The sequence below is a fragment of the Carboxylicivirga litoralis genome, from assembly GCF_025499605.1.
GTDB lineage: Bacteria > Bacteroidota > Bacteroidia > Bacteroidales > Marinilabiliaceae > Carboxylicivirga > Carboxylicivirga litoralis.
Map to the genome: position 1 here is coordinate 223,798 of NZ_JAFMVC010000005.1, position 21,002 is coordinate 244,799.

Annotated in this window: 16 protein-coding genes; 5 read left to right on the forward strand and 11 right to left on the reverse strand. The window is 39.6% G+C overall.

What is annotated here, in order from left to right; genetic code table 11:
• Positions 1-37: 37 nt before the first annotated feature.
• Positions 38-1,405, forward strand: a complete 1,368-nt coding sequence (locus J1N10_RS07310; protein ID WP_262326036.1) for an exonuclease domain-containing protein — start codon at positions 38-40, stop codon at positions 1,403-1,405.
• 184 nt (positions 1,406-1,589) lie between these two features.
• Here the strand turns inward: J1N10_RS07310 and J1N10_RS07315 are convergent, their stop codons facing one another.
• The 6 genes from J1N10_RS07315 to J1N10_RS07340 all read right to left on the reverse strand — a co-directional run bounded on the left by J1N10_RS07315 (position 1,590) and on the right by J1N10_RS07340 (position 10,346).
• Positions 1,590-3,941, reverse strand: a complete 2,352-nt coding sequence (locus J1N10_RS07315; protein WP_262326037.1) for a glycoside hydrolase family 95 protein — start codon at positions 3,939-3,941, stop codon at positions 1,590-1,592.
• Between the two features lie 102 nt (positions 3,942-4,043).
• Positions 4,044-5,120, reverse strand: coding sequence for a chorismate synthase (gene aroC, locus J1N10_RS07320; RefSeq protein WP_262326038.1), 1,077 nt, complete (start codon positions 5,118-5,120; stop codon positions 4,044-4,046).
• A 282-nt stretch (positions 5,121-5,402) separates the two neighbouring features.
• Entirely contained in the window at positions 5,403-5,939 is a 537-nt protein-coding gene (locus tag J1N10_RS07325; RefSeq protein WP_262326039.1) for an FKBP-type peptidyl-prolyl cis-trans isomerase, read from the reverse strand.
• A 246-nt stretch (positions 5,940-6,185) separates the two neighbouring features.
• On the reverse strand, positions 6,186-6,881 hold the full coding sequence (locus J1N10_RS07330) for a hypothetical protein (RefSeq protein WP_262326040.1): 696 nt from the start codon (positions 6,879-6,881) through the stop codon (positions 6,186-6,188).
• 44 nt (positions 6,882-6,925) lie between these two features.
• Positions 6,926-7,633, reverse strand: a complete 708-nt coding sequence (locus J1N10_RS07335) for a DNA alkylation repair protein (RefSeq protein ID WP_262326041.1) — start codon at positions 7,631-7,633, stop codon at positions 6,926-6,928.
• Between the two features lie 280 nt (positions 7,634-7,913).
• On the reverse strand, positions 7,914-10,346 hold the full coding sequence (locus J1N10_RS07340; RefSeq protein WP_262326042.1) for a TonB-dependent receptor domain-containing protein: 2,433 nt from the start codon (positions 10,344-10,346) through the stop codon (positions 7,914-7,916).
• 254 nt (positions 10,347-10,600) lie between these two features.
• Here J1N10_RS07340 and moeB point away from each other — a divergent pair, with 254 nt between their 5' ends.
• The 3 genes from moeB to J1N10_RS07355 all read left to right on the forward strand — a co-directional run bounded on the left by moeB (position 10,601) and on the right by J1N10_RS07355 (position 13,448).
• Positions 10,601-11,707 (forward strand): molybdopterin-synthase adenylyltransferase MoeB, encoded by a 1,107-nt coding sequence (gene moeB / locus J1N10_RS07345; RefSeq protein ID WP_262326043.1) that lies wholly within the window; start codon positions 10,601-10,603, stop codon positions 11,705-11,707.
• 236 nt (positions 11,708-11,943) lie between these two features.
• A complete protein-coding gene (locus J1N10_RS07350; RefSeq protein WP_262326044.1) occupies positions 11,944-12,849 on the forward strand; it encodes an NAD(P)-dependent oxidoreductase in 906 nt (301 codons plus the stop codon).
• A gap of 71 nt (positions 12,850-12,920) precedes the next feature.
• Positions 12,921-13,448 (forward strand): hypothetical protein, encoded by a 528-nt coding sequence (locus J1N10_RS07355; protein ID WP_262326045.1) that lies wholly within the window; start codon positions 12,921-12,923, stop codon positions 13,446-13,448.
• Between the two features lie 6 nt (positions 13,449-13,454).
• Here J1N10_RS07355 and J1N10_RS07360 read toward each other — a convergent pair whose 3' ends face one another.
• From J1N10_RS07360 to ligA, 5 genes are all read right to left on the reverse strand, one after another.
• Entirely contained in the window at positions 13,455-14,834 is a 1,380-nt protein-coding gene (locus J1N10_RS07360) for a COG3014 family protein (protein WP_262326046.1), read from the reverse strand.
• Between the two features lie 121 nt (positions 14,835-14,955).
• The gene (locus J1N10_RS07365; RefSeq protein ID WP_262326047.1) at positions 14,956-15,549 is read right to left on the reverse strand and encodes a penicillin-binding protein activator LpoB; all 594 of its coding nucleotides are present in this window, start codon (positions 15,547-15,549) and stop codon (positions 14,956-14,958) included.
• A 76-nt stretch (positions 15,550-15,625) separates the two neighbouring features.
• Entirely contained in the window at positions 15,626-16,510 is an 885-nt protein-coding gene (gene dapA, locus J1N10_RS07370; protein WP_262326048.1) for a 4-hydroxy-tetrahydrodipicolinate synthase, read from the reverse strand.
• A gap of 9 nt (positions 16,511-16,519) precedes the next feature.
• Positions 16,520-17,068 (reverse strand): DUF6913 domain-containing protein, encoded by a 549-nt coding sequence (locus tag J1N10_RS07375; RefSeq protein WP_262326049.1) that lies wholly within the window; start codon positions 17,066-17,068, stop codon positions 16,520-16,522.
• 27 nt (positions 17,069-17,095) lie between these two features.
• On the reverse strand, positions 17,096-19,096 hold the full coding sequence (ligA, locus tag J1N10_RS07380) for an NAD-dependent DNA ligase LigA (protein ID WP_262326050.1): 2,001 nt from the start codon (positions 19,094-19,096) through the stop codon (positions 17,096-17,098).
• 162 nt (positions 19,097-19,258) lie between these two features.
• Between ligA and J1N10_RS07385 the strand changes: the two genes are divergently transcribed.
• The gene (locus J1N10_RS07385; RefSeq protein WP_262326051.1) at positions 19,259-20,896 is read left to right on the forward strand and encodes an ABC-F family ATP-binding cassette domain-containing protein; all 1,638 of its coding nucleotides are present in this window, start codon (positions 19,259-19,261) and stop codon (positions 20,894-20,896) included.
• Positions 20,897-21,002: the final 106 nt, after the last annotated feature.

The following is a 21,002-nucleotide window of genomic DNA, read 5'->3' on the forward strand; positions in this document are numbered from 1 at the left end:
CTTTTACCGTTACTTTAATGTGATGGATTTTTAGTACATGTATGTAATTGTTGATATCGAAACAACCGGGGGGAACATGAAGAATGGCAAAATAACTGAAATTGCCATTTACAGACATGATGGACATGGTGTTGTTGATGAGTTTGTTAGCTTAGTTAAACCCGAGATTTATATTCCTCCGTTTATTACTTCTTTAACCGGTATAACCAATGAAATGGTTGAATCGGCTCCTCCGTTTTATCAAATTGCCAAGGATGTTGTTGAGATATGTAAAGATGCGGTTTTTGTTGCTCACAATGCCGCATTTGACTACAATTTTATCAAAGAAGAGTTTAAAAATTTGGGCTACAACTTTGATATGCCTACCATTTGTACAGTTAAACTATCACGAAAATTGTTGCCCGGCCATGCATCCTATAGTCTTGGTAAAATTTGTCCTGAGTTAGGTATTGGTAACGAAGCGCGCCACCGTGCTGCTGGCGATGCTTTGGCGACGGTTCAGTTATTTGAGATATTACTGAAGAAGAACAATGGTATATTAAATCCCGAAGATCCATATAAAGAATTTTCTGCTGATGGCTTACATGCAGATCTGTCATTGGAACATATTAAAGGTTTGCCCGCAAAAACAGGTGTTTACTATCTTCATAATGAGAATGGTGAATTAATTTATATTGGTAAGAGTAAAAACATCCGAAATCGCATCATTACTCATCTTGGCAATCCAAAGACCAAGAAAGGGATAGAAATGAAGCAAAATACAGCCGATATTAGCTTTAACCTGACCGGGAGTGAACTAATTGCCTTGTTGAAAGAATCGCATGAAATAAAGCAGGAGAAACCCCGTTATAATCGGGCTCAACGTCGCTCGAAAAGTAAAATCGGTTTGTATAGCTATACAGATCGAAGAGGTTACATTCGACTTTTATTGAAGCCTAATAACGGTGTTGATGTGCCCAATGCAACATTTGATACCATGCAGGAGGGAAGAGAGCGTTTGTTTCAATGGATTGAAGAATATGAGTTGTGCCAGCAACTGTGTGGTCTATATGATGGTAATCACGGATGTTTTCAATACCAGTTGAAGACTTGTAAAGGGGCCTGCGTTGGAGAAGAGGATGATGTGAATTATAATAATCGTGTGCTCGAATTACTTAAGAAGCTATCATATGGACATAATAACTTGGTAATACTGGATAAAGGGCGGAATGATAATGAAATGGCCCTGGTAGTGATTGAAAATGGTCGTTACCTTGGCTGGGGCTATATAGGAGAGGATGCCTGTATTGAAGTACCTCAGCAATTTAAGGAACACATAGAACTATATGATGACAATGGTGATACGCGAACCATAATCTCTGCTTACTTGCGAAATAAAAAATATAAAAAGCTGATTCCGTATTAAAATCCTATCAAAAAAAAAAGCTACTAGCCAACAGTTGATAGCTATTAGCTAATGTTCCAAGCCGCTCCCTGAGCCTTATTAAAGGATAAATTGACGTGATTATGCATTGATAATCACGTCAATTTATATTTCATCTCAACTCCAATCGATGACCGAATTGGGTTTAGGACACTCTCTTCTTAGTTTAGTTTTTAAAACGAAATGGTTTGTTAGGAAGCAAATGCACAGCAAGAGTTTTGCCATTTATGATGACATCCACTTTTTGTTCTTGGTCAGCAATTAATTCTGCCGAGATTATTTTGCCTTCCTGCCATTGCATATTAACCGTAATATTACCTCTTGCCTTCAGTCCATTGACGGAACCATTGCGCCATTTGTCTGGTAAGGCAGGTAGGAGCCTTATCAAACCGCTTTCGTGAGATTGAAGTAGCATTTCGGCGATACCGGCAGTATAGCCAAAGTTACCATCAATCTGAAATGGCGGGTGCACATCAAACAGGTTATCGCACATCGATTTTTGAAATAGTTTAATAATATGATCGTGCGCCATGTTGCCATCATGCAGTCGGGCGTAACAATTGATTAGCCAGGCGCGACTCCAGCCCGGTCCGGCACCTCCATTTTTGATGCGACGTTCAAGTGTTCTTTTAACTGCATCTAAGAGTTCTGGTGTTTCGCTGGCTGTAACTGCAGTGCCGGGATGGAAACCATAGAGGTGAGACATGTGGCGATGGCCTGGTTCAACTTCCTCGTAGGGGCGATCCCACTCCAATATTAAGCCCTCGTCGCTTAAGACAAAGCCTGGACGTAATTGCTGATGCTGTTGAGCTATTTTATTGACGAACAAATTGTTAACATCTAGAATGCGACAGGCTTGTAAATAGTTTTCAAATACTTCGCCAATAACCTGCTGATCCATTGCAGAGCCCAGGCAGGATGCCACCTTATTTCCGTTAGCATCAATAAAGCGGTTTTCTGGAGAAGTAGAAGGTGCAGAAACTAAATAGCCGTCACGAGGATCGGTAATGATCCAGTCGCTGTAAAAACGAGCTACTTGTTCTAATGCAGGCAAGGCAGTAGACCTCAGGAAAGAGGTGTCATTTGTAAACAAGTAATGCTGCCAGTAATGTTGCATCATCCAACCTGCAGCGCCCATTGAGCAGCCCCAGTACGCTGTTGGCGCACGCATCCAGGTAGGTGCCCATAAATCTGTTGCATGCGGAATAAAGGCACCTTCGCACCCAAAATTCTGTTTGGCGGTCTTCTGTCCATTTTCAACCAGTTTATCAACGTAATTAAACAAAGGTTGATTTAGTTCATCCAGGTTGGTGACGTTGGCCAGCCAATAATTCATTTGCAAGTTAATATTCAAATGATAGTCGGCATTCCAGGGGGCTTCAATGTCGTTATTCCACAAGCCTTGAAGATTGGCAGGATTTGTACCTGGCCGCGATGAACTGATTAATAAATAGCGACCATAATTGAAAAGCATGGTTTCGAGCCCTGTATCTATTTGTCCATCCTTAATGTTTTGTAGACGTACATTGGTCGGAAGGCTGCTATTGTCCAGGTCTTCGATCTTTAGACTAACGCGTTGATAATAGCTCTGGTAATCAGCAATGTGTTGTTTTTCCAATTCATCAAGTGGCAGCGCCATGGCTTTATCTAGTTGCTGCTTGTTTTGTTCTGAGAAGTTGTTGTGGTTAAATGAGGAGTTGGCCACCAGGTAAATGATGGCTTCTTTAACGGCATTTAACTTCAGGAAGGTTGGCCCTGTTATAATCTCACCATCCTGGTTTTCGATATGGACAAGCGTTTCAAATCTAACTCCATTAGTAATTGGAGCCGGCTTTGAATCAAAAGTCCCTTTATATTGCGTCACTTCTCCCTGCATCAACAGTTCGTTATTTCCTCTGCTGCTTACTTGTACCGTAGGATGGCCCTGGTCATCGGGTCGTGTTAAACGTATTTTACCATTAATCCCTTGTGGGTTCTCAGTTTTAAGGTGAACAACCATGACCTGATGAGGAGCAGAGACAAATACTTTTTGCATGAATTGGTAACCATTTGTTTTATAACTGGTATTGGCAATGGCTTGGTTGATATCTAATTGACGTCGATAGTCACTTATATTTTTATGGTTAAAGTCGAGCCATAAATCGCCCATTGTTTGGTGCGAACGAAGCACTGTTTTTCGTGAAAATTTGTCGACGAATAGTTTGTCTGCTTCCTGATGCTTTTCTTTAAACAATAACTCCCTGATGTCTTGAAGATCATCTTCAGTACCATCTGGTTCACTCCAGTCCATTGCGGCCGGCCACATCGAGTCTTCATTAAGCTGAATACGTTCATTGGTAGTTTTACCAAAGACCATTGCCCCCAGGCGCCCATTGCCAACAGGTAGGGCATCTAGCCATTTTTCAGCCGGTTGCTTGTACCATAATTGATGATTACTTGGTTGATAGGTATTTTGCTGGCATGCAAACAAACCTGTAATCATGATTACAATTCCTGATAGTATAAATTTCTTTAACATGATTGGTGGATTTTGTCGTTTAAGGGTTGACGCGAAATACTATGAGTAGTAAAATAGGTCTATTTAAACAAAAATGCCAACCCGAAGTGGATTGGCAAAATATTATCTGTACATTTTATTGATAAGAATATGATCTGCCAGTGTGATAGCGGCCATGGCTTCTACAATGGGAACAGCTCGTGGTAACACACACGGATCGTGACGCCCCTTAGTCGTCGATTTAATTTCTTCACCTTTTCTGTTAACAGTGTTTTGTTCCATTAGCACAGTGGCAATTGGTTTGAAAGCCACATTAAAATAGATATCTTCACCATTACTGATACCTCCCTGAATACCACCTGAATGATTGGTTTTGGTTCGAACACGGCCTTCTTCGATATAAAACTCATCGTTGTGCTCCGAACCTTTTAGATCAGTAGAGCCAAAACCTAAACCATACTCAAAACCTTTAACAGCATTGATGGATAACATGGCCTGGCCCAGTGTAGCGTGTAACTTATTAAAAACAGGATCGCCTAATCCAACAGGTGCATTTTTAATGACGCAGGTAATTACTCCACCCACTGAATCTTTGTTTTTTCTAACTTCATCGATATATTGAATCATTTTATCAGCTGTTTCAGCATCGGGACAGCGGACAATATTATTTTCAGTATTATTGAGGTTAAGCTCCTTATACTCTTTTTCCAGTTTTATGGAACCAACTTTAGAGGTAAATGCCTGTATGCTGATACCTTGTTGTTGAAGCATTAGTTTAGCAATAGCTCCTGCCACAACACGGGCTATTGTTTCACGAGCGGAAGAGCGTCCGCCACCACGATAATCGCGTATGCCATATTTACTTTGATAAGTATAGTCGGCATGTGACGGACGATATACATCAGCAATATTGCCATAATCTTTGGAGCGTTGGTCTTTATTCCAAATAACAAATCCGATAGGCGTACCAGTGGCTTTACCCTCAAAGATACCTGATAAAAACTCTACCTTATCTTCTTCGTTGCGAGGAGTAGTGATAGCCGATTGTCCTGGTCGACGTCGGTTCAATTCACTTTGTATAAAATCTTCATCAATTTTTGTATTAGGAATAACTCCTTCAATTACTCCTCCAACAGCTTTCCCATGAGATTCGCCAAAAGATGTTAATTTAAATAAGGTGCCAAACGAATTTGCAGACATATAATATCGATTAATTATAGTTTGTTAAAAAAAGATGCGTAAAAATAGCTGTTTAAAAGTGATTGCCCAAAGGGATGGAAGAATAGTTGTTAAACTGCTTGACGGTCGAATAGTTGAACTATTTAATTGTCGAACTGTCGAATGGTATAATCGCTTATTTGTTTAAGGGTTGAAAATTAGCTCTCCAAAACAATTTCCTACTTACTACTCTATGGACTTTCTAAAACAAAAAAAAGGGAAGTGAAACTCACCTCCCTCTATATCGTTAATTGTGTCATATTATTAACCGCATGAGCAACCGCCACCGCAGCCTCCGCCACCAGAACCACAGCTGCCAGAACCACAGGATTCCATCATTTCATCTTCTGTAGCTTCACGTACTTCAAGCACTTCACCTTTGAAGAATAGGTTGTCGCCAGCCAATGGATGGTTAAAGTCCATTTTAACTTTTTCGTCAGCCACTTCAAGTACTAAACCATTTAAACGGTTACCATGCGCATCTTGCATAGGTACATGGTTACCAACAGTAAGCAATTCGTCGTCAATCTTACCTTCTACTTCGAATATGTTTTTTGGAATTTCAACAATAGCATTAGGATTAACTTCTCCATAAGCCTCAGCAGCTTTTAGTTCAAAATCAAAAGCAGAGCCTTTCGCTAAGCCTTCTAATTTGTTTTCAAACATTTCAAGCATTTTACCTGCACCAAATACAAACCCAAGTGGAGAAGCAGCTTCTGTTTTTTCAATTACTTCGCCTTCAGTTCCGTTGGTACGCAATTCGTAAGTAAGGGTCACGAATTTATTTCTTCCGATTTCCATCTTATAAAATTTAGTATTGTTATTATTTCTATCTAATGGTCCTTATTAATCAATTATTGCGCCAATATTAATTGACTGACAATGATTCCGATTATGCGACAGTTGGACATAAAGACTTGCAAAAGTAAGCGAGTTTTTTACATCTGCACCATCAATCGTAATAAAAAGACACAAGAAAGGTGAAAAAGTTCAAAACCTGAATAAAAATAACGTTTAAATCCCGTTAATGATTTAATTATAATGCATTTATAATTGTGGCTTATTGAAATGCCTAATAGTATGAGGACATTTCACAACGCACATAAAACAGGTGCTACATTGTTTTACATCCACAATGGCATCTCTATGTGTTGTTAAGCTCCATAGTTGACCTTTGATAGCATGAGCTTCGCATATTTCCTGACAAATGGAACAATGACCACATTGAGGTTGTAAAATGCGATGATTGTCACACGTGATAGGAGCATTGGTTAAAACAGAACACATGCTAATGGCACTTCCGTATTGAGGGGATATTAATAGGTTATTTTTGCCAATCCAACCCAAACCTGCTAATAAGGCAAGAGTTTTATGAGGTAGAGGCGTTATGTAGCCGGTCACATTATACCGGCCTGATTGTTCAATATTTTTTTCGGATTGTGAGTAGCCTTTGTAACTCTTTTCTTTAATAAATGCTGCTAATTCGTCAGCCCATGTATCTGTAGCTACTTCTGTATTATGAAACTCATCCGATTCAACTGTTTTTGTACGAATCATCTCAGCCACATAGTGTGGTGTTGATGTTACTTTTTTTAAGTAAGCAGGCGAAAGCGCTTTACCAAACAACACGGCTGATTTGAAGCCTTGTGTTTGTTCGAAACTTAGTTTTGATATATCAATATAATGCAAGAAGTCTACGCCTTTTGCATTTAAAAAGGATTGTATCTGCTCTTGTATTATCATTTATAGTTTAGTAGGATGAAATTCGCACAATCGCCAATGATTGTTTAACACCTGGCTACTTTTCTTTTTTTACCAACATTGCCTTTATCGATAACTTTTGCGATGTAATCAGTTGCTAAGGGCACTTTACAGGATGTTCCGCCTACATCCACTCTTACTTTTCCTATTTTCCGCGCTATTTTCTGCGATTTACTCGTTAGGCTTTTAATGTAGGAACCTATTGCAATAACAAATCCATTCATTGTATATCTCACTCTATTTTGGGCCGTATGGATAGTCTTCTCAATCGTATCGAGTAGTTCGCTGTATTTCTCAATGTTTAATGTGTCATCATCATTCACGGCCGAATAAGAGGCTAATGTCGACCAGCCCGCTGACGCAATTGTTTCCTTATCTGATTCAATCCATTTAAGCCCAAGTTCAAAGCCATATATAGTTTCTGCCGTAATCCATGGTACAGCATATTCGCTTAAATAATACCAGTAGGCTTGTTGCACCCATTGTTCTAATTGCTTTTTTGTAATTTGCTTTTCATCCGCCATTAAACAGGCCAGGTACATAGCATCGGAGTTGCCGGTGGCATATAATTCCAGAGAAAGTTCATGGTTCTTCCTGGTCTTTTTTAAGATTTTCTTTAGGTCTTGCACCTTAACTCCAAAAAAAGGTTCTTTAGCACCATGTTTTAGCAACACACTTTTGGTTTGTTCATTGCCATATTCTTCTAACTGCTTAATTACTTCTTTGGCTGTCATAAGCTATTGATGATTCAAATTAAAAAACACCTTAATCTTAAAATTGGCACCAGGCATAGTCGTAATTCTAATTTTAAAATAGGGACTTCCTCGATGCGGCCTTCACATGTTGCCAATGTGGAATTTCACAAAATCCTAATGACAAATCTCGGTTAATAAAAATGCAGAATGTTAGGCGAATAGGCAACTTAAATAGCAAAATGATACAAAAAAAGGAAGATTCATCACTGAATCTTCCTTTACTTAACCTAATTGTAGAACAATTTACCTAACTCATTTCTTAAAATTCTTCTTCCATGCCCCCTCCATTATCACCATTACGGCCACGCTTCTGAATAAAGTTATTCAAACGATAGCTAAGGGTGAACGACACCATTGGAGCCTTTCGGGTTTGTTTTTGATAATTGTATAGTTCAGGTGTATCTGTTATTGATACACGTTGAGCCGTTCCAAATAAATCACGTGCTTGAACAACAGCCGATAGTTTACGGTCGAAGAAGTCCATGCGAACAGCTGCATTCATATAATAACTTTCCTTAGTTTCTCCTTGGGCAGTTATGGATGGACTATTGTAATTACCATCAATTTGTAATTTGACATTTTTACGTAAAGCGAAGGAGTTATTGACGCGCGAACTCCAGTTAAACGATGATCGATCATCTTCGTCGTTGTAATGACTGTCAATTCGATAATCGTATATATTACCCATTAGGTTCATTTCCCACCATTTTGCTACTGGCAAGCGAAGCATTGCTTCAACACCAAGCGAATAGTCGGTGCCAATGTTATCATAGGTGCTCAATACAACATCAGGATCGTCCAAATATGTTGTTCGTATTCTATCTACTTTGTCGTGCGTAATACGGTAGTAACCTTCAAGAGATAGCTGAACTTTATTCCACTCTTTTAGGTAGCCCAACTCAAAGGCATCAATGTATTCGGGAGCTAGTTCGGGGTTACCGCTTCTTACGTTAAACTGATCAACATAGGTAACAAATGGTTCCAGGTACCATCCTCGCGGGCGGTCAATGCGGCGCGAATAACTAGCCATAACCTGGTTATCAGCTGGTAGTTGATAGGAGAGGTGGATCGTTGGAAAGAAATCAACACGGTCGATGGTGTAGATTTCATTAACACCACTTGAACTAATCATGCGGTCGGTATATTCACCACGCATACCCAACTGGTAACCAAAATCGTTGACCTGGCCTTTGTAAACGGAATAAAGCGCATAGATGTTTCGATCCATTTCTGTTGTATTGCGGTTGATTACCTCTTCTTCAAAATCGCCCAAATCAGTATTCCATTTGTATAAGCGTGTTTCATCATCGCCCTGACCTGATCGTCCTTGAAAACCGGCTTCGAACATGTCGTTTTCGCCAACAGGTTTAGTATAGTCTAATCGTAATTCCCAACGTTTATTGGGACCTACTTCGGTTGTTTTAGTTCCTTCGTCAATTATGTTACTCAGATAAGTAAAGTTCTCAGAGAATTCATCACCATCATGTCCACGATAGTTTAATTGCGCCGATAGTTCATGACCTTTCTGAGCAAATTTATGTGTGTAATTAGTGGTTAATGACATATAGTTACCACTTCGTTTCGATTCGCTGTTAATTAGTGAAGCGACTGTGCTGTTATCAGGGTTGGTTCTCAGGTAATCCAATTCGGAAGAACCACCCATATTAAATTGCCCCACACGGAAGCTAAAGCCAAAAATATCACGTTTACTGATATCCCAATCAAGACCACCACGGATACCGCCACCGTGAAATTTTCGTTCGTTATCGCCAGATGCTTCAAGAATGGTTGTCTCGTTGTTAATTACAGTTTCACGATGCGAATAGGTTTCACCAGGAAATGGACGGTTGTTATAATCAGCCCCAAAGTTAAAATTCACCTTCTTTGTTCGCCAATTAAGCATAAAATCGCCACCATACATATCGTAACTACCACCTTTTAGATTGACAAGTCCTTGAACTCCTTGGGCACGATTCTTTTTAGTAATGATATTAATAATACCACCCGTTCCATCGGGTTGGTATTTGGCCGATGGGTTGGTGATAATTTCAATGTTTTCGATGGTTGAGGCAGGTGTCTGACGCAGCACATCACTTGGGTCGAGTACGGTTGGTTTACCATCAATTAGAACGGTAAAACCTGTACTTCCTCGTAACGAGACATTACCTTCAATATCAACACGCACAGAAGGTACATTTTCCAGTACTTCAACTGCCGACAGTGAGGCAGAAGTCATTTGTTTGCCAACAGATACCACTTTTTTGTCAATATGAAATTCAACAGACTGGCGTTCAGCAACCACTTCAACTTCATCAAGCGATTGGTTAGCCGAGCCCATGGTGATATTACCCAAATCTATCATATCGCGACCGCCATCCACTATAATATTATCATAGCGCTTGTTCTCATAGCCTAAAAAAGATACCACAACATAGAAGTTACCTTTGTTGAGTCCTTTAATTTTAAAATCACCATTTTCATCACTGATAGTACCGGTTATTACACTGTCATCATCAGCATTATAGATGGCAACCGTGGCATATTCCACCGGTTTTTTTGATTTGCCATCATATACTTTTCCTTTAACAATTCCTTCTTTTTCTGGCGAATTAGCCAGGATTGTAAGAGGAATAAGCATTCCTAATAAGAGGGTTAAAATCTTCACGTTCACTTTATTGTTATTTTGTTCCAAAACTTACCTATTTAAAGACGCTATCACGTTTGTAATCCTGCGCAAAAGAAGAACAAAAAGCGGAATAAAAAGATTAATGACTTTTTACGGTATTTGAAAAGCAGAGACCTATAATTACTTAAGTCTTTCACGGTTGTCCAAAAAATAATTCTACCGCTTTCCTATCATATTCAAGGGATACAAACGAGTTGGTTTATCTGCTTCTTGTATGGACGAAAGTAATTATCTTCACATCCAAATCTTTAATATTTAACATGTCATTAACAAAAGCAGAACTGGAACGTTATAAGCGTCATACTTTCTTGCCAGAAATTGGCGTTGAGGGACAACTTAAACTTAAAAATGCTTCGGTATTGATTGTAGGTACTGGCGGTTTAGGTTCTCCAATAGCCATGTATTTAGCAGCTTCAGGAGTCGGGCATATTGGCTTGGTCGATTTTGATGTTGTTGATGAATCAAATCTTCAGCGACAAATAATACATAAATCAAAGAATGTAGGAAAGCTTAAAACCCAATCGGCAGCAGAAACATTAAAGGATATTAATCCTCATATTGAAATTTCACTATTCAATGAAGCTTTAAATGTGGATAATGCGCTTGATATAGTTGAGCAGTTCGATATTGTGACTGATGGGACCGACAATTTTGCGACTCGCTATTTGGTGAATGATGCGTGTGTTTTAAGCGGTAAGGTCAATGTATTTGGCTCTATTCGTCAGTTTGAAGGTCAAGTGAGTGTTTTTGGCACCACAGATGGGCCTTGCTATCGATGTTTGTTTCCTGAACCTCCGCAACCGGGAATAGTACCTTCTTGTGCTGAAGCTGGAGTAATGGGAGTTTTGCCTGGTGTGATTGGCACCTTGCAGGCGACAGAAATCATTAAGCAAATTACTGGGATTGGGGAGGCTTTAATTGGTCGTTTGCTAAGCTATGATGCGCTAAAGATGGACTTTAATGAGATTAAATTTATCAAAGACCCGGATTGTAAGTGTTGTGGAGAAAAACCAAGTATAACTGGTTTAGTTAATTACGATGCATTTTGCTGTTCAAAGCCAGCTTCAATTGTTCGTGAGATAAATGTTGAAACCTTAAAAGATAGTATCGAGAATGATAAATCGCCTGTGTTGATTGATGTGCGGGATTCTGAAGAACTTAAGGAAGGTTTTATCACTAATTCGATTCATATTCCTATGGAAGAAGTGGCGAAACGGGTGCATGAAATACCAAAGGATAAACCAGTGGTAGTGTATTGTTATTCGGGCATGCGAAGTACACGTGTTATTCAGGAATTAGAGCAAAAAGGATACACCAATTTAGTTAATTTAAGAGGTGGATATGAAGATTGGGAAACTATAATTTAAGAGACCCACAAACATGGAAAGACCCATTACGAAAAAGAAGTGGATGGAAATGATAACAAGCCTCTCCATGTATGTCTTTGAGCAAATATGCTCCGGGTTTTTAAAATTTGACTTCGAAAGTAGCTCTTGCAGATACACTTATCGTAAAGTGAATGTTAAATAAATATGAAATATATTGGTCAGACTTAGGTAGTTAAGTTTTTGGCGCATCTAATCTTATTAAGGATAATAGCATAATGTTTACACAACTCGTCATTCTCGATTATACCGGATTGCAAGGATTTGCAATTGAAAAGCTGCAGGCTTTGTCAGATAAACCTATAAAAGTATATAACACTATACCCGCTACCGATGAAGAGAAAATTAAAAGAATAGGCAATGCAGACGGCTTATTTGTATCGTGGAATACGCCGGTCAACGCCAAGGTGATTGAGCGTTGCAAGCATCTTAAATACATTGGTATGTGTTGTAGCCTTATTGATGAAGATTCGGCCAATGTAGATGTCCGCTATGCATGTTCAAAGGGCATTGAGGTACGAGGCGTTCGCGATTATGGTGATGAAGGCGTAGCTGAGTTTATTGTATCTGAGTTAATTCAATTGCTAAAAGGACTTGGTAAGCATCAGTGGCTGTCGGAACCTGTAGAACTGACCAAACGAAAGATTGGTATTATAGGTTTGGGGACAACCGGGTTAATGACTGCTCAGCGCTTACAGGCTTTTGGTTCGAAAATATATTATTACAGCCGAACCAGAAAATATGAAGCGGAAAAATGTGACATCAACTATTTGCCAATTAGTGAGTTGATAAGTGAATGTGATATTATTTCCTTTCATTTGCCGCGTAAAACAAAAGTATTAACCAACGAGCATTTTGAAATTCTGGGTACGAGCAAAATTTTAGTTAACACCTCGCTCGGTTTACCTTTTGATATTGGTCCATTCGAAAAATGGCTGCTGAAAACTAATAATTATGCCATTTTCGACCTTGTAGCATTTGGCTCACATAAAGAGCAATTAATCAAAAACAATAATCTGATTTATGCCGAAAATACCTCGGGATGGACAAGGGAAGCCAAAGAACGACTTTCGTATAAGGTGATAGAGAATGTATCTGCTTACTTGCATTCAAAGAACGACTAAATAGTAGCATCTTATTTAGAATTGTCAATTACTGCCTTATACCTATATTTGCTGTCTCACTTCAAGAATCAATGAATAAAAAGACAACTTCGAAAAATTCTGTTACTAAAATCATGCGCATTCTGCACCGTGATATTGGTTTTTTAATGATTGGATTAACGCTTGTATATGGTGTTAGCGGTATTATTTTGCTTTATCGCGATACAGATTTATTTACCATCGATAAACAGTATATTGAAACGATTAAACCCGATACACCAGCCAGTGAGTTAGGGCAAGCACTTGAGTTACGACGATTAAAAGTGCTTGAGGAACGCAACGATACCATCTATTTCAATTACGGTTACTATTGCCAGTCGAGTGGGGAAGCTGTTTTTACCATCACAACCTACCCCGATTTTGTGTGGACGATGAATAGTTTTCATAAACTAAAAAGTCGCTTTACCAGCCATTGGTTTGCCACAGTTTATGGTGTGATGCTTTTGTTTTTAGCCTTATCGTCTTTGTGGATGTATAAACCATCGACAAAGAAGTTTAAGCGAGGAATACTATTAACAGCTATCGGACTGATTATTGCTGCTATAGCGCTTTATGTATAAGCAAAATTAGCGTTGACTTTCAAGGTTGTGGAAAGCAAAGAAAGTTGTTTGATTTTTCTTAATGTCAAAATTAAACGGTACAGAGTTATTCATGCGACCGTTGGTATTAAGCTGCACACTCTGCCTACCTTCATCCAGTGGGATGCGACAATAGGAAATACTGTAAGGTAACGACTGCCAGTTGCGAGTATCGGCTTTTTCAGTCATGGCATTAACAATGCTGACAATGGTACCTAAATTCTCGTTTTCGTTACGTGCCACTTCTTCCAAGGCTTTTTTAGTGGCCAGACGTGCAATTCCTGCTGCCATTTCGCGCATCATCCGGTCGTTTAAGCACTGGAATGCCACTGAATTCACATTTTCTCCTAGTTCTAATTTATATTGTTCTCCATTGACCGAAAGATGAGCCTTTGAGAAGATAGGTTTTCGTTCGTGGTATTTAGGAAAGGCTACCCGCAGGAAGGATAAGTTTTGGAAAGCAGTCTGGTCGTTTCTTGATTTATTACCGATGTAAATAGGAAAACTTAATCCTTGCTCTTCGTTGGCCAAAGTTATCCAGCCATCGTTGTAACCTGTATTGGTGAAGTTAATGCTCCACTCATCTTTTACCGGGCCAAAACCATTTAACCAGAAAAATACCAGGTGCCCTTTGTCTGGATCTTCGGGTTCATATTTATAGCCAAATTTGTTTTCATAAAAGTTAAGCTCTGAGCCAAAACCTAGTAGATGAGCGGTGCGCATTAAATCGTTTTTCAACTGATTGGGCACATCTACTCCAAATAGCTCTTTATAGTCTTCCTCGTATATTTCCAAAGCATTACGATAGGCAATAAAGGCATCGTTTGTGTTGCCTGCTGCTTCGTATATCAAACCCATCATACAGTGGGCAAAGGCATCGCGGGCATATTTGTTTTTGTTCTTTTTGTACTTGTCGTTGAGTTGCTGAAGTACAATATTTACTCGCCGACATTCAACCAATGCACCTTCGTAATCTTTTAAATAGATATAGTTAAGGGCTTTGTAAAAGTGTATCAATACCGACTCAAAATCCTCCGGGCGATACGGTTTAACCATCGGGTTTGTTACCAATGCCAAGGCTTCATTACCCAGTGATTTACTGAAATCCTCTACGTAATAATCAGCTTTATTAAAGTAGTCGTTACTTAACTCATATTGCCCATTCATAAAACACACTACACCACGATTACAGAAATATAGGAAGCGATTTTTACCTTCAGCACCTTTAGAGTCTTTAGCCAGTTCTTTGTCTGCTGCTTCAAATTGCCCGGATGCAATTAAGCTTTGCAGCTTAATGTTTTGCTCATAGTAAGTAGCGCATCCAAATAATAAAATGGAGAGTAATATGGTGAGGATTTTAAATTTCATAGGTAGAAGTGTAAGGGCAGAGTGTTGTGTTTAGAGTTTATGGTAAGGGGGTTAATGATTAATTGTCAATGATAAGTTATTAATTATTAGCAATTAACCATTAACCATTAACCATTAACCATTATTTATTAATATACTTCTTAATCTCCTTATCACCAATCCAAACAACCTCGTTGGTTTCAAGGTTAGACAGTTCCATATTAACCTTGTAGAAATTAACACGTTCCTTTTTGTAAGTGTCTACAATAGAATTGATGTCGCCATTAAGCATAAAATCAGCACCTAACTCTTTTCCCCATGCTTTTGCTGTTTCCATACTGGCAAACTCTTGCTGTGCGGCTCTTTCGCGACGCAGTTCTTCGCGCTTGTCGCCAGCTTGAACCAGCCTAACGCGCCCACTGTTGATAAACGCTCTTTCTACATCTTTTACAAATGTTTCGGCGCTTATGTGTTCGTGCGATTTGTTATATACCAAACCAACAACCACAACTGGTTTTTGTCCGTTATTTTCTTCCTGATGGTTACCTATCCAGGCCCCGCCCAATACCTGATTAACCATTTCTTCAGCAACTAAACGTGAGTCGGTGTCATTCCATCGTCCACTTAAATCGATGGCTTCTTTTGTATCGACACGTTCAACTGAGTGTGTGGCACATCCGGTAAGTAAACTTGCAGTAAAAATGATGGCCATGACGAATACTAAATGTCGTTTCATAAGTAATAAGTTTAGATTTATGGATATTCTATTTATAGTCCGCATTTGGTTAATCAAAAAACATTCCAAAAGCCGCTTACAGCGCCGCTATTTGTGATTTTAATTGTCCGTATAATTTATCGGTTACAGGAACAAGAGGTAAACGCAGTTGATTTTCAATCTTTTGTTGCATAAACATAACCGCTTTTATACCTGCCGGGTTTCCTTCTGCAAAAATATTATTAACAACATCGGTTAAACTATAATGTATTTGGCGTGCTAACTCCATCTCATTGTTTTTAGCAGCCCGAACCAAGTTACTGAATTCATTTGGAAATGCATTGGCAATTACAGATATAACTCCATCTCCTCCCAGTGAAAGGAGTGGAAGCGTACCATTGTCATCTCCTGAAAGTACAATAAAATCTGCGGGCTTGTGTTTAATAATATCCATTAACTGTTGCATATTACCAGATGCTTCTTTAACTGCTATGATGTTTTCAAAATCATTAGCCAATCGAAGACAAGTTTTAGCATTCAGGTTACAGCCTGTACGCGATGGTACATTATATAGGATAATGGGTACAGGTGATACTTCTGACATCGCCTTGTAGTGTTGGTATAAACCTGCCTGATTAGGTTTGTTGTAAAATGGGGTAACCGTTAAGATAGCATCGATACCATCAAAGTCAGTACGGTTAATGGTTTCGACCAATTGAGCCGTGTTATTGTCGCCCATGCCTAATACCAATGGTACACGGCCTGCATTAGTCTCCTTAATGGTGCGCACCACTTCCAGTTTTTCTTTGTTGGTGAGCGTAGCGGTCTCAGCTGTTGTGCCAAGTGCCACCAGAAAATCAATACCATTATCAATTACATGATTAACCAGCTGCTTTAATGCCAGGTGATCAACGTCTTTTTGCTGATTAAATGGCGTGATAAGAGCCACGCCTGTTCCGTTTAGTTGATTGGGAGATATCATAAGGCAAGATTAGTGATTGTTAAGAAGTTTGAGGTAGTGGATAATTTGTTTTTTAAGCTCGGCAATACCACTACTTTCATTTAATTCTATCATAAAATCATATAAGTCATTGTCTAGCCCTGCTTTACCTGCTTTAAACTCTGCTTTCGATAATTGGCCCAGGTAATCAATGGCAAAGGGTTGTTCATCTACCAATACAAAAAGCAGGTTAAAAGGCTTGTCAATAAAAGCCTGGATAGCTTCTTTTTTAATGGAATAGAAAAAGCTGAAGTCATTGCGGCAGGCAAAACTATATGTTCTGTCACCGATGTAATTGTCATCTCGTTTTTTCTTATCTATAAAACCCAGCGCCTCAGCAGTGATGCTCTCTTCTTTAAGTTCTTTAATTAATTCTTTTATGATTTTGTGGTTAGCTTCGTTGGTTGCATCGTAAATAATACCGGCTGTAGAAGCTGTTTTAAGGTTATGAAGCCGTTTTTTACGTGGTTCCTTTTTAAGCTGGCTTTCCAACTTATACAAGGCTATTTTTTCTCTGATTTGTGTTATGAAGTTGCTCATCTAATGCTTCAATTATTGTGTGTTGGTTTAGTCTATCATTTGTTTGAATTCCTCTTCAGAAATAATATTGACCTTAAGTTTTTCTGCCTTCGCTAATTTACTTGGTCCAATTTTATCACCAGCCACAAGGTAGTTGGTTTTTGAAGAAACACCACTCAGGTTTTTACCTCCATTTTTTTCGATCAGGCTTTTCAGCTCATCGCGTGAAAAACTGGCAAAACTGCCACTGACAACAAAAGAGAGGCCTTCGAGTTTGGAGGAGTGCTGCGACTGTTCTTCTTCTGACAGCTGAAACTGTAAGCCAATGGTTTTAAGTCTTTCAATCAGCTGGACGTTTTGCTCTTTTTCAAAATATTCAACAACACTTTGTGCGATTCGCTCACCAATTTCGTCTACTTCAACCAGTTGTTCCAGAGTGGCGGCCATCAGATTATCAATGCTTTTAAAAGCGGAAGCCAGTTTCTTTGCAACGGTTTCGCCTACATAACGAATGCCCAGTGCAAATAATACCCGGGCAAAAATGATTTGTTTAGAAGCTTCCAAACCTTCCAGTATGTTATTAGCCGATTTAGTACCCATGCGCTCTAAACCCGATAGTTGCATAGGGTGCAGTTCATATAAATCAGCCACATTTTTAACAAAGCCATTTTTATATAACAGGTCGATGGTTTCTATACCCAGACCATCGATATTCATCGCTTTGCGGGCAATAAAGTGTTCAATTCGTCCTTTAACCTGAGGAGGGCAAGATTCGGCATTAGGACAATAATGAGCAGCCTCCCCTTCAATGCGGATGAGTGGTGTTTCACACTCCGGACAGCTATGTATAAATACAATTTTATTGGCTGAAGTGTCACGCACACTATCATCAACGCCAACAATCTTGGGAATAATCTCGCCACCTTTTTCTACATACACCATATCGCCTTCATACAAATCAAGGGTATTGATGATGTCGGCATTATGCAACGAAGCCCGCTGCACCGTTGTGCCTGCCAGGAAAACAGGCTCGAGATTGGCTACAGGCGTTACGGCACCCGTTCGTCCCACCTGAAAAGTCACTTCTTTTAGTTTCGTATAGCCTTGCTCAGCTTTGAACTTATAAGAAATGGCCCAGCGAGGTGATTTGGCCGTAAAGCCAAGGCTGCGCTGTTGTTCAATATTGTTGACTTTTAGAACAATGCCATCAATGTCGAAAGGTAAATTCCGACGCTCTTCATCCCAGTAGTTGATAAAGGCAATCACTTCTTCAATGCTTTTACAGACCTTGATATGTGGTGGAATTTTGAAACCCCACTCGCTGGCTTTATTCAGGTTCTCAGAGTGAAGATTGCTAGGTAAATTTTCGCCCAACATATAGTACAGATAACAATCAAGTGGTCGCTTAGCTACTTGTGCACTGTTTTGCATTTTTAATGAACCCGCTGCCGCATTGCGCGGGTTGGCAAATGGTGCTTCGCCTGCTTCTGCACGTAATTCATTTAGTTTTTCAAACCCTTTGTGTGGCAGAAAAATCTCGCCACGTATTTCAAATCTATCGGGATAATCGCCTTTTAGTTGCAAAGGTATGCTTCTGATGGTTTTAACATTGGTTGTTACATCATCGCCTTGCACACCATCGCCCCGGGTAACCGCTCGAAGTAGCTTTCCATTTTCGTATGTTAAACCAATGGCGGTTCCATCGTATTTAAGCTCACAAACAATTTCAAAGGGAGTCCCCATTAGTTGTTTGCTCACACGCGTATAAAAGTCATTTATCTCACCTTCATTGTAAGTGTTGCCCAACGAAAGCATTGGATAAACGTGTTTCACCTGCTCAAATTCCTTGTTTAAATCGCTTCCAACCCGCTGGGTGGGGCTGTTTGGATCATCAAACTCGGGGTGTTGCTTTTCCAGCTCGATCAATTGGTTAAGCAACTGGTCAAATTCAAAATCTGATATAAGCGGTTCATTCAGTACGTAATACTGGTGATTATGATGGTGGAGTCTTTCTCTTAATTCTTGTATCTCTTTCCCGATATCCGGCATTCTTCTTGCGCTTTTGTAAGGTTAACAAACAAAAATACAATAATATTTTATTCGGATAGGGCGATGTTCACTTATTCTTCAGGGTCTCATAACGAATTCTTCGGTATTCAAACTTCGGTCTTCGGACTATAGTTATATCTTTGCGGCGCTAAATAAAACAATATGATTTCGGTAGATGGATTGACGGTAGAGTTTGGTGCTACCACGCTTTTTAAAAATATCTCTTTCGTTATTAATGAAAAGGATCGCATTGCCTTGATGGGAAAGAACGGAGCCGGGAAATCGACGCTGTTGAAAATACTGGCTGGAGCTCGAGAAGCTAACAAAGGCCACGTGTCAGTGCCAAAAGATAAGGTGGTGGCTTACTTGCCTCAGCACTTGATGACTGAAGATAATCGCAGTGTGTTTGACGAAGCATCACAGGCTTTTGCGCATATATTTGCGATGGAAAAGGAGATTGCTGAAATCAATAAAGAGCTGGAAACACGTACTGATTATGAGTCGGAAAGCTATTACGAACTGATTGAAAAAGTATCGACCTTAAGTGAGAAGTTCTATTCTATTGAAGAAACTAATTTTGATGCTGAGGTAGAGAAAGTGTTATTAGGCCTTGGTTTTATGCGCGATGATTTGCAGCGTCCGAGCAGTGAGTTTTCCGGTGGATGGCGTATGCGTATTGAATTGGCTAAAATCCTTCTTCAAAAACCCGATTTAATTCTACTGGATGAGCCAACCAACCATTTGGATATTGAATCTATACAGTGGTTGGAAGAATTCTTGATTAATTGCGGAAAGGCGGTTATTGTTATTTCTCACGACCGTGCTTTTGTTGATACTATTACCACGCGTACCATTGAAGTAACCATGGGGCGTATTTACGATTATAAAGTGAATTATTCGCAATACCTGGTGTTGCGTCAGGAGCGCAGGGAGCAGCAACTAAAAGCCTACGAAGAGCAACAGAAGATGATTGCTGAAAATGAAGCTTTTATTGAGCGTTTTAAAGGCACCTATTCGAAAACCTTACAGGTGCAGAGTCGTGTTAAAATGTTGGAGAAACTGGAAAGGGTAGAGGTGGATGAAGAAGATCGCTCATCGTTGCGTTTGAAATTTCCACCGGCGCCACGCTCAGGAAATTATCCTTTGATAGGTACCGAAGTAACCAAGTATTACGACGAACACCTGGTGTTTGTTGATGCCTCATTGACCTTGGAACGTGGTGAGAAGATTGCGTTTGTTGGGCGAAACGGTGAAGGTAAATCAACACTTGTAAAAGCCATAATGAGCGAGATTGATTACCAGGGAGAACTGCAACTGGGGCACAACACAATGATTGGCTATTTTGCCCAGAATCAAGCGTCTTTGTTGGATGAAGAGCTTACGGTGTTTCAGACGATTGACGATATTGCTGTGGGTGATATCCGAACTAAAATTAAAGATATGCTGGGTGCCTTTATGTTTGGAGGCGACGACATAGATAAGAAAGTACGTGTGTTGTCAGGTGGAGAGAAAACGCGTTTAGCCATGATTAAATTGCTTTTGGAGCCGGTCAACTTATTGATTCTGGATGAACCAACCAACCACCTGGATATGAAAACTAAAGATGTACTTAAAGATGCTTTAAAAGCGTTTGACGGCACTTTGATTCTGGTGTCTCATGACCGTGATTTCCTGGACGGCTTAGTTGATAAGGTGTATGAGTTTGGTAACCAGAAGGTGAAAGAGCATCTGGGTAATATTCAGAGCTTCCTGGAGATGAAGAAGATGATGCATTTGAATGAATTAGAGCGAAAGAACTAAGCTTCGAAGTTATTTTAATAGATAATAAAAAATTGCTCACTGAGCGGAGTCGAAGTGATTGTGGTTTTCATCTCGACTTCGCTTGATGAGCAAATATTTGAGTTAG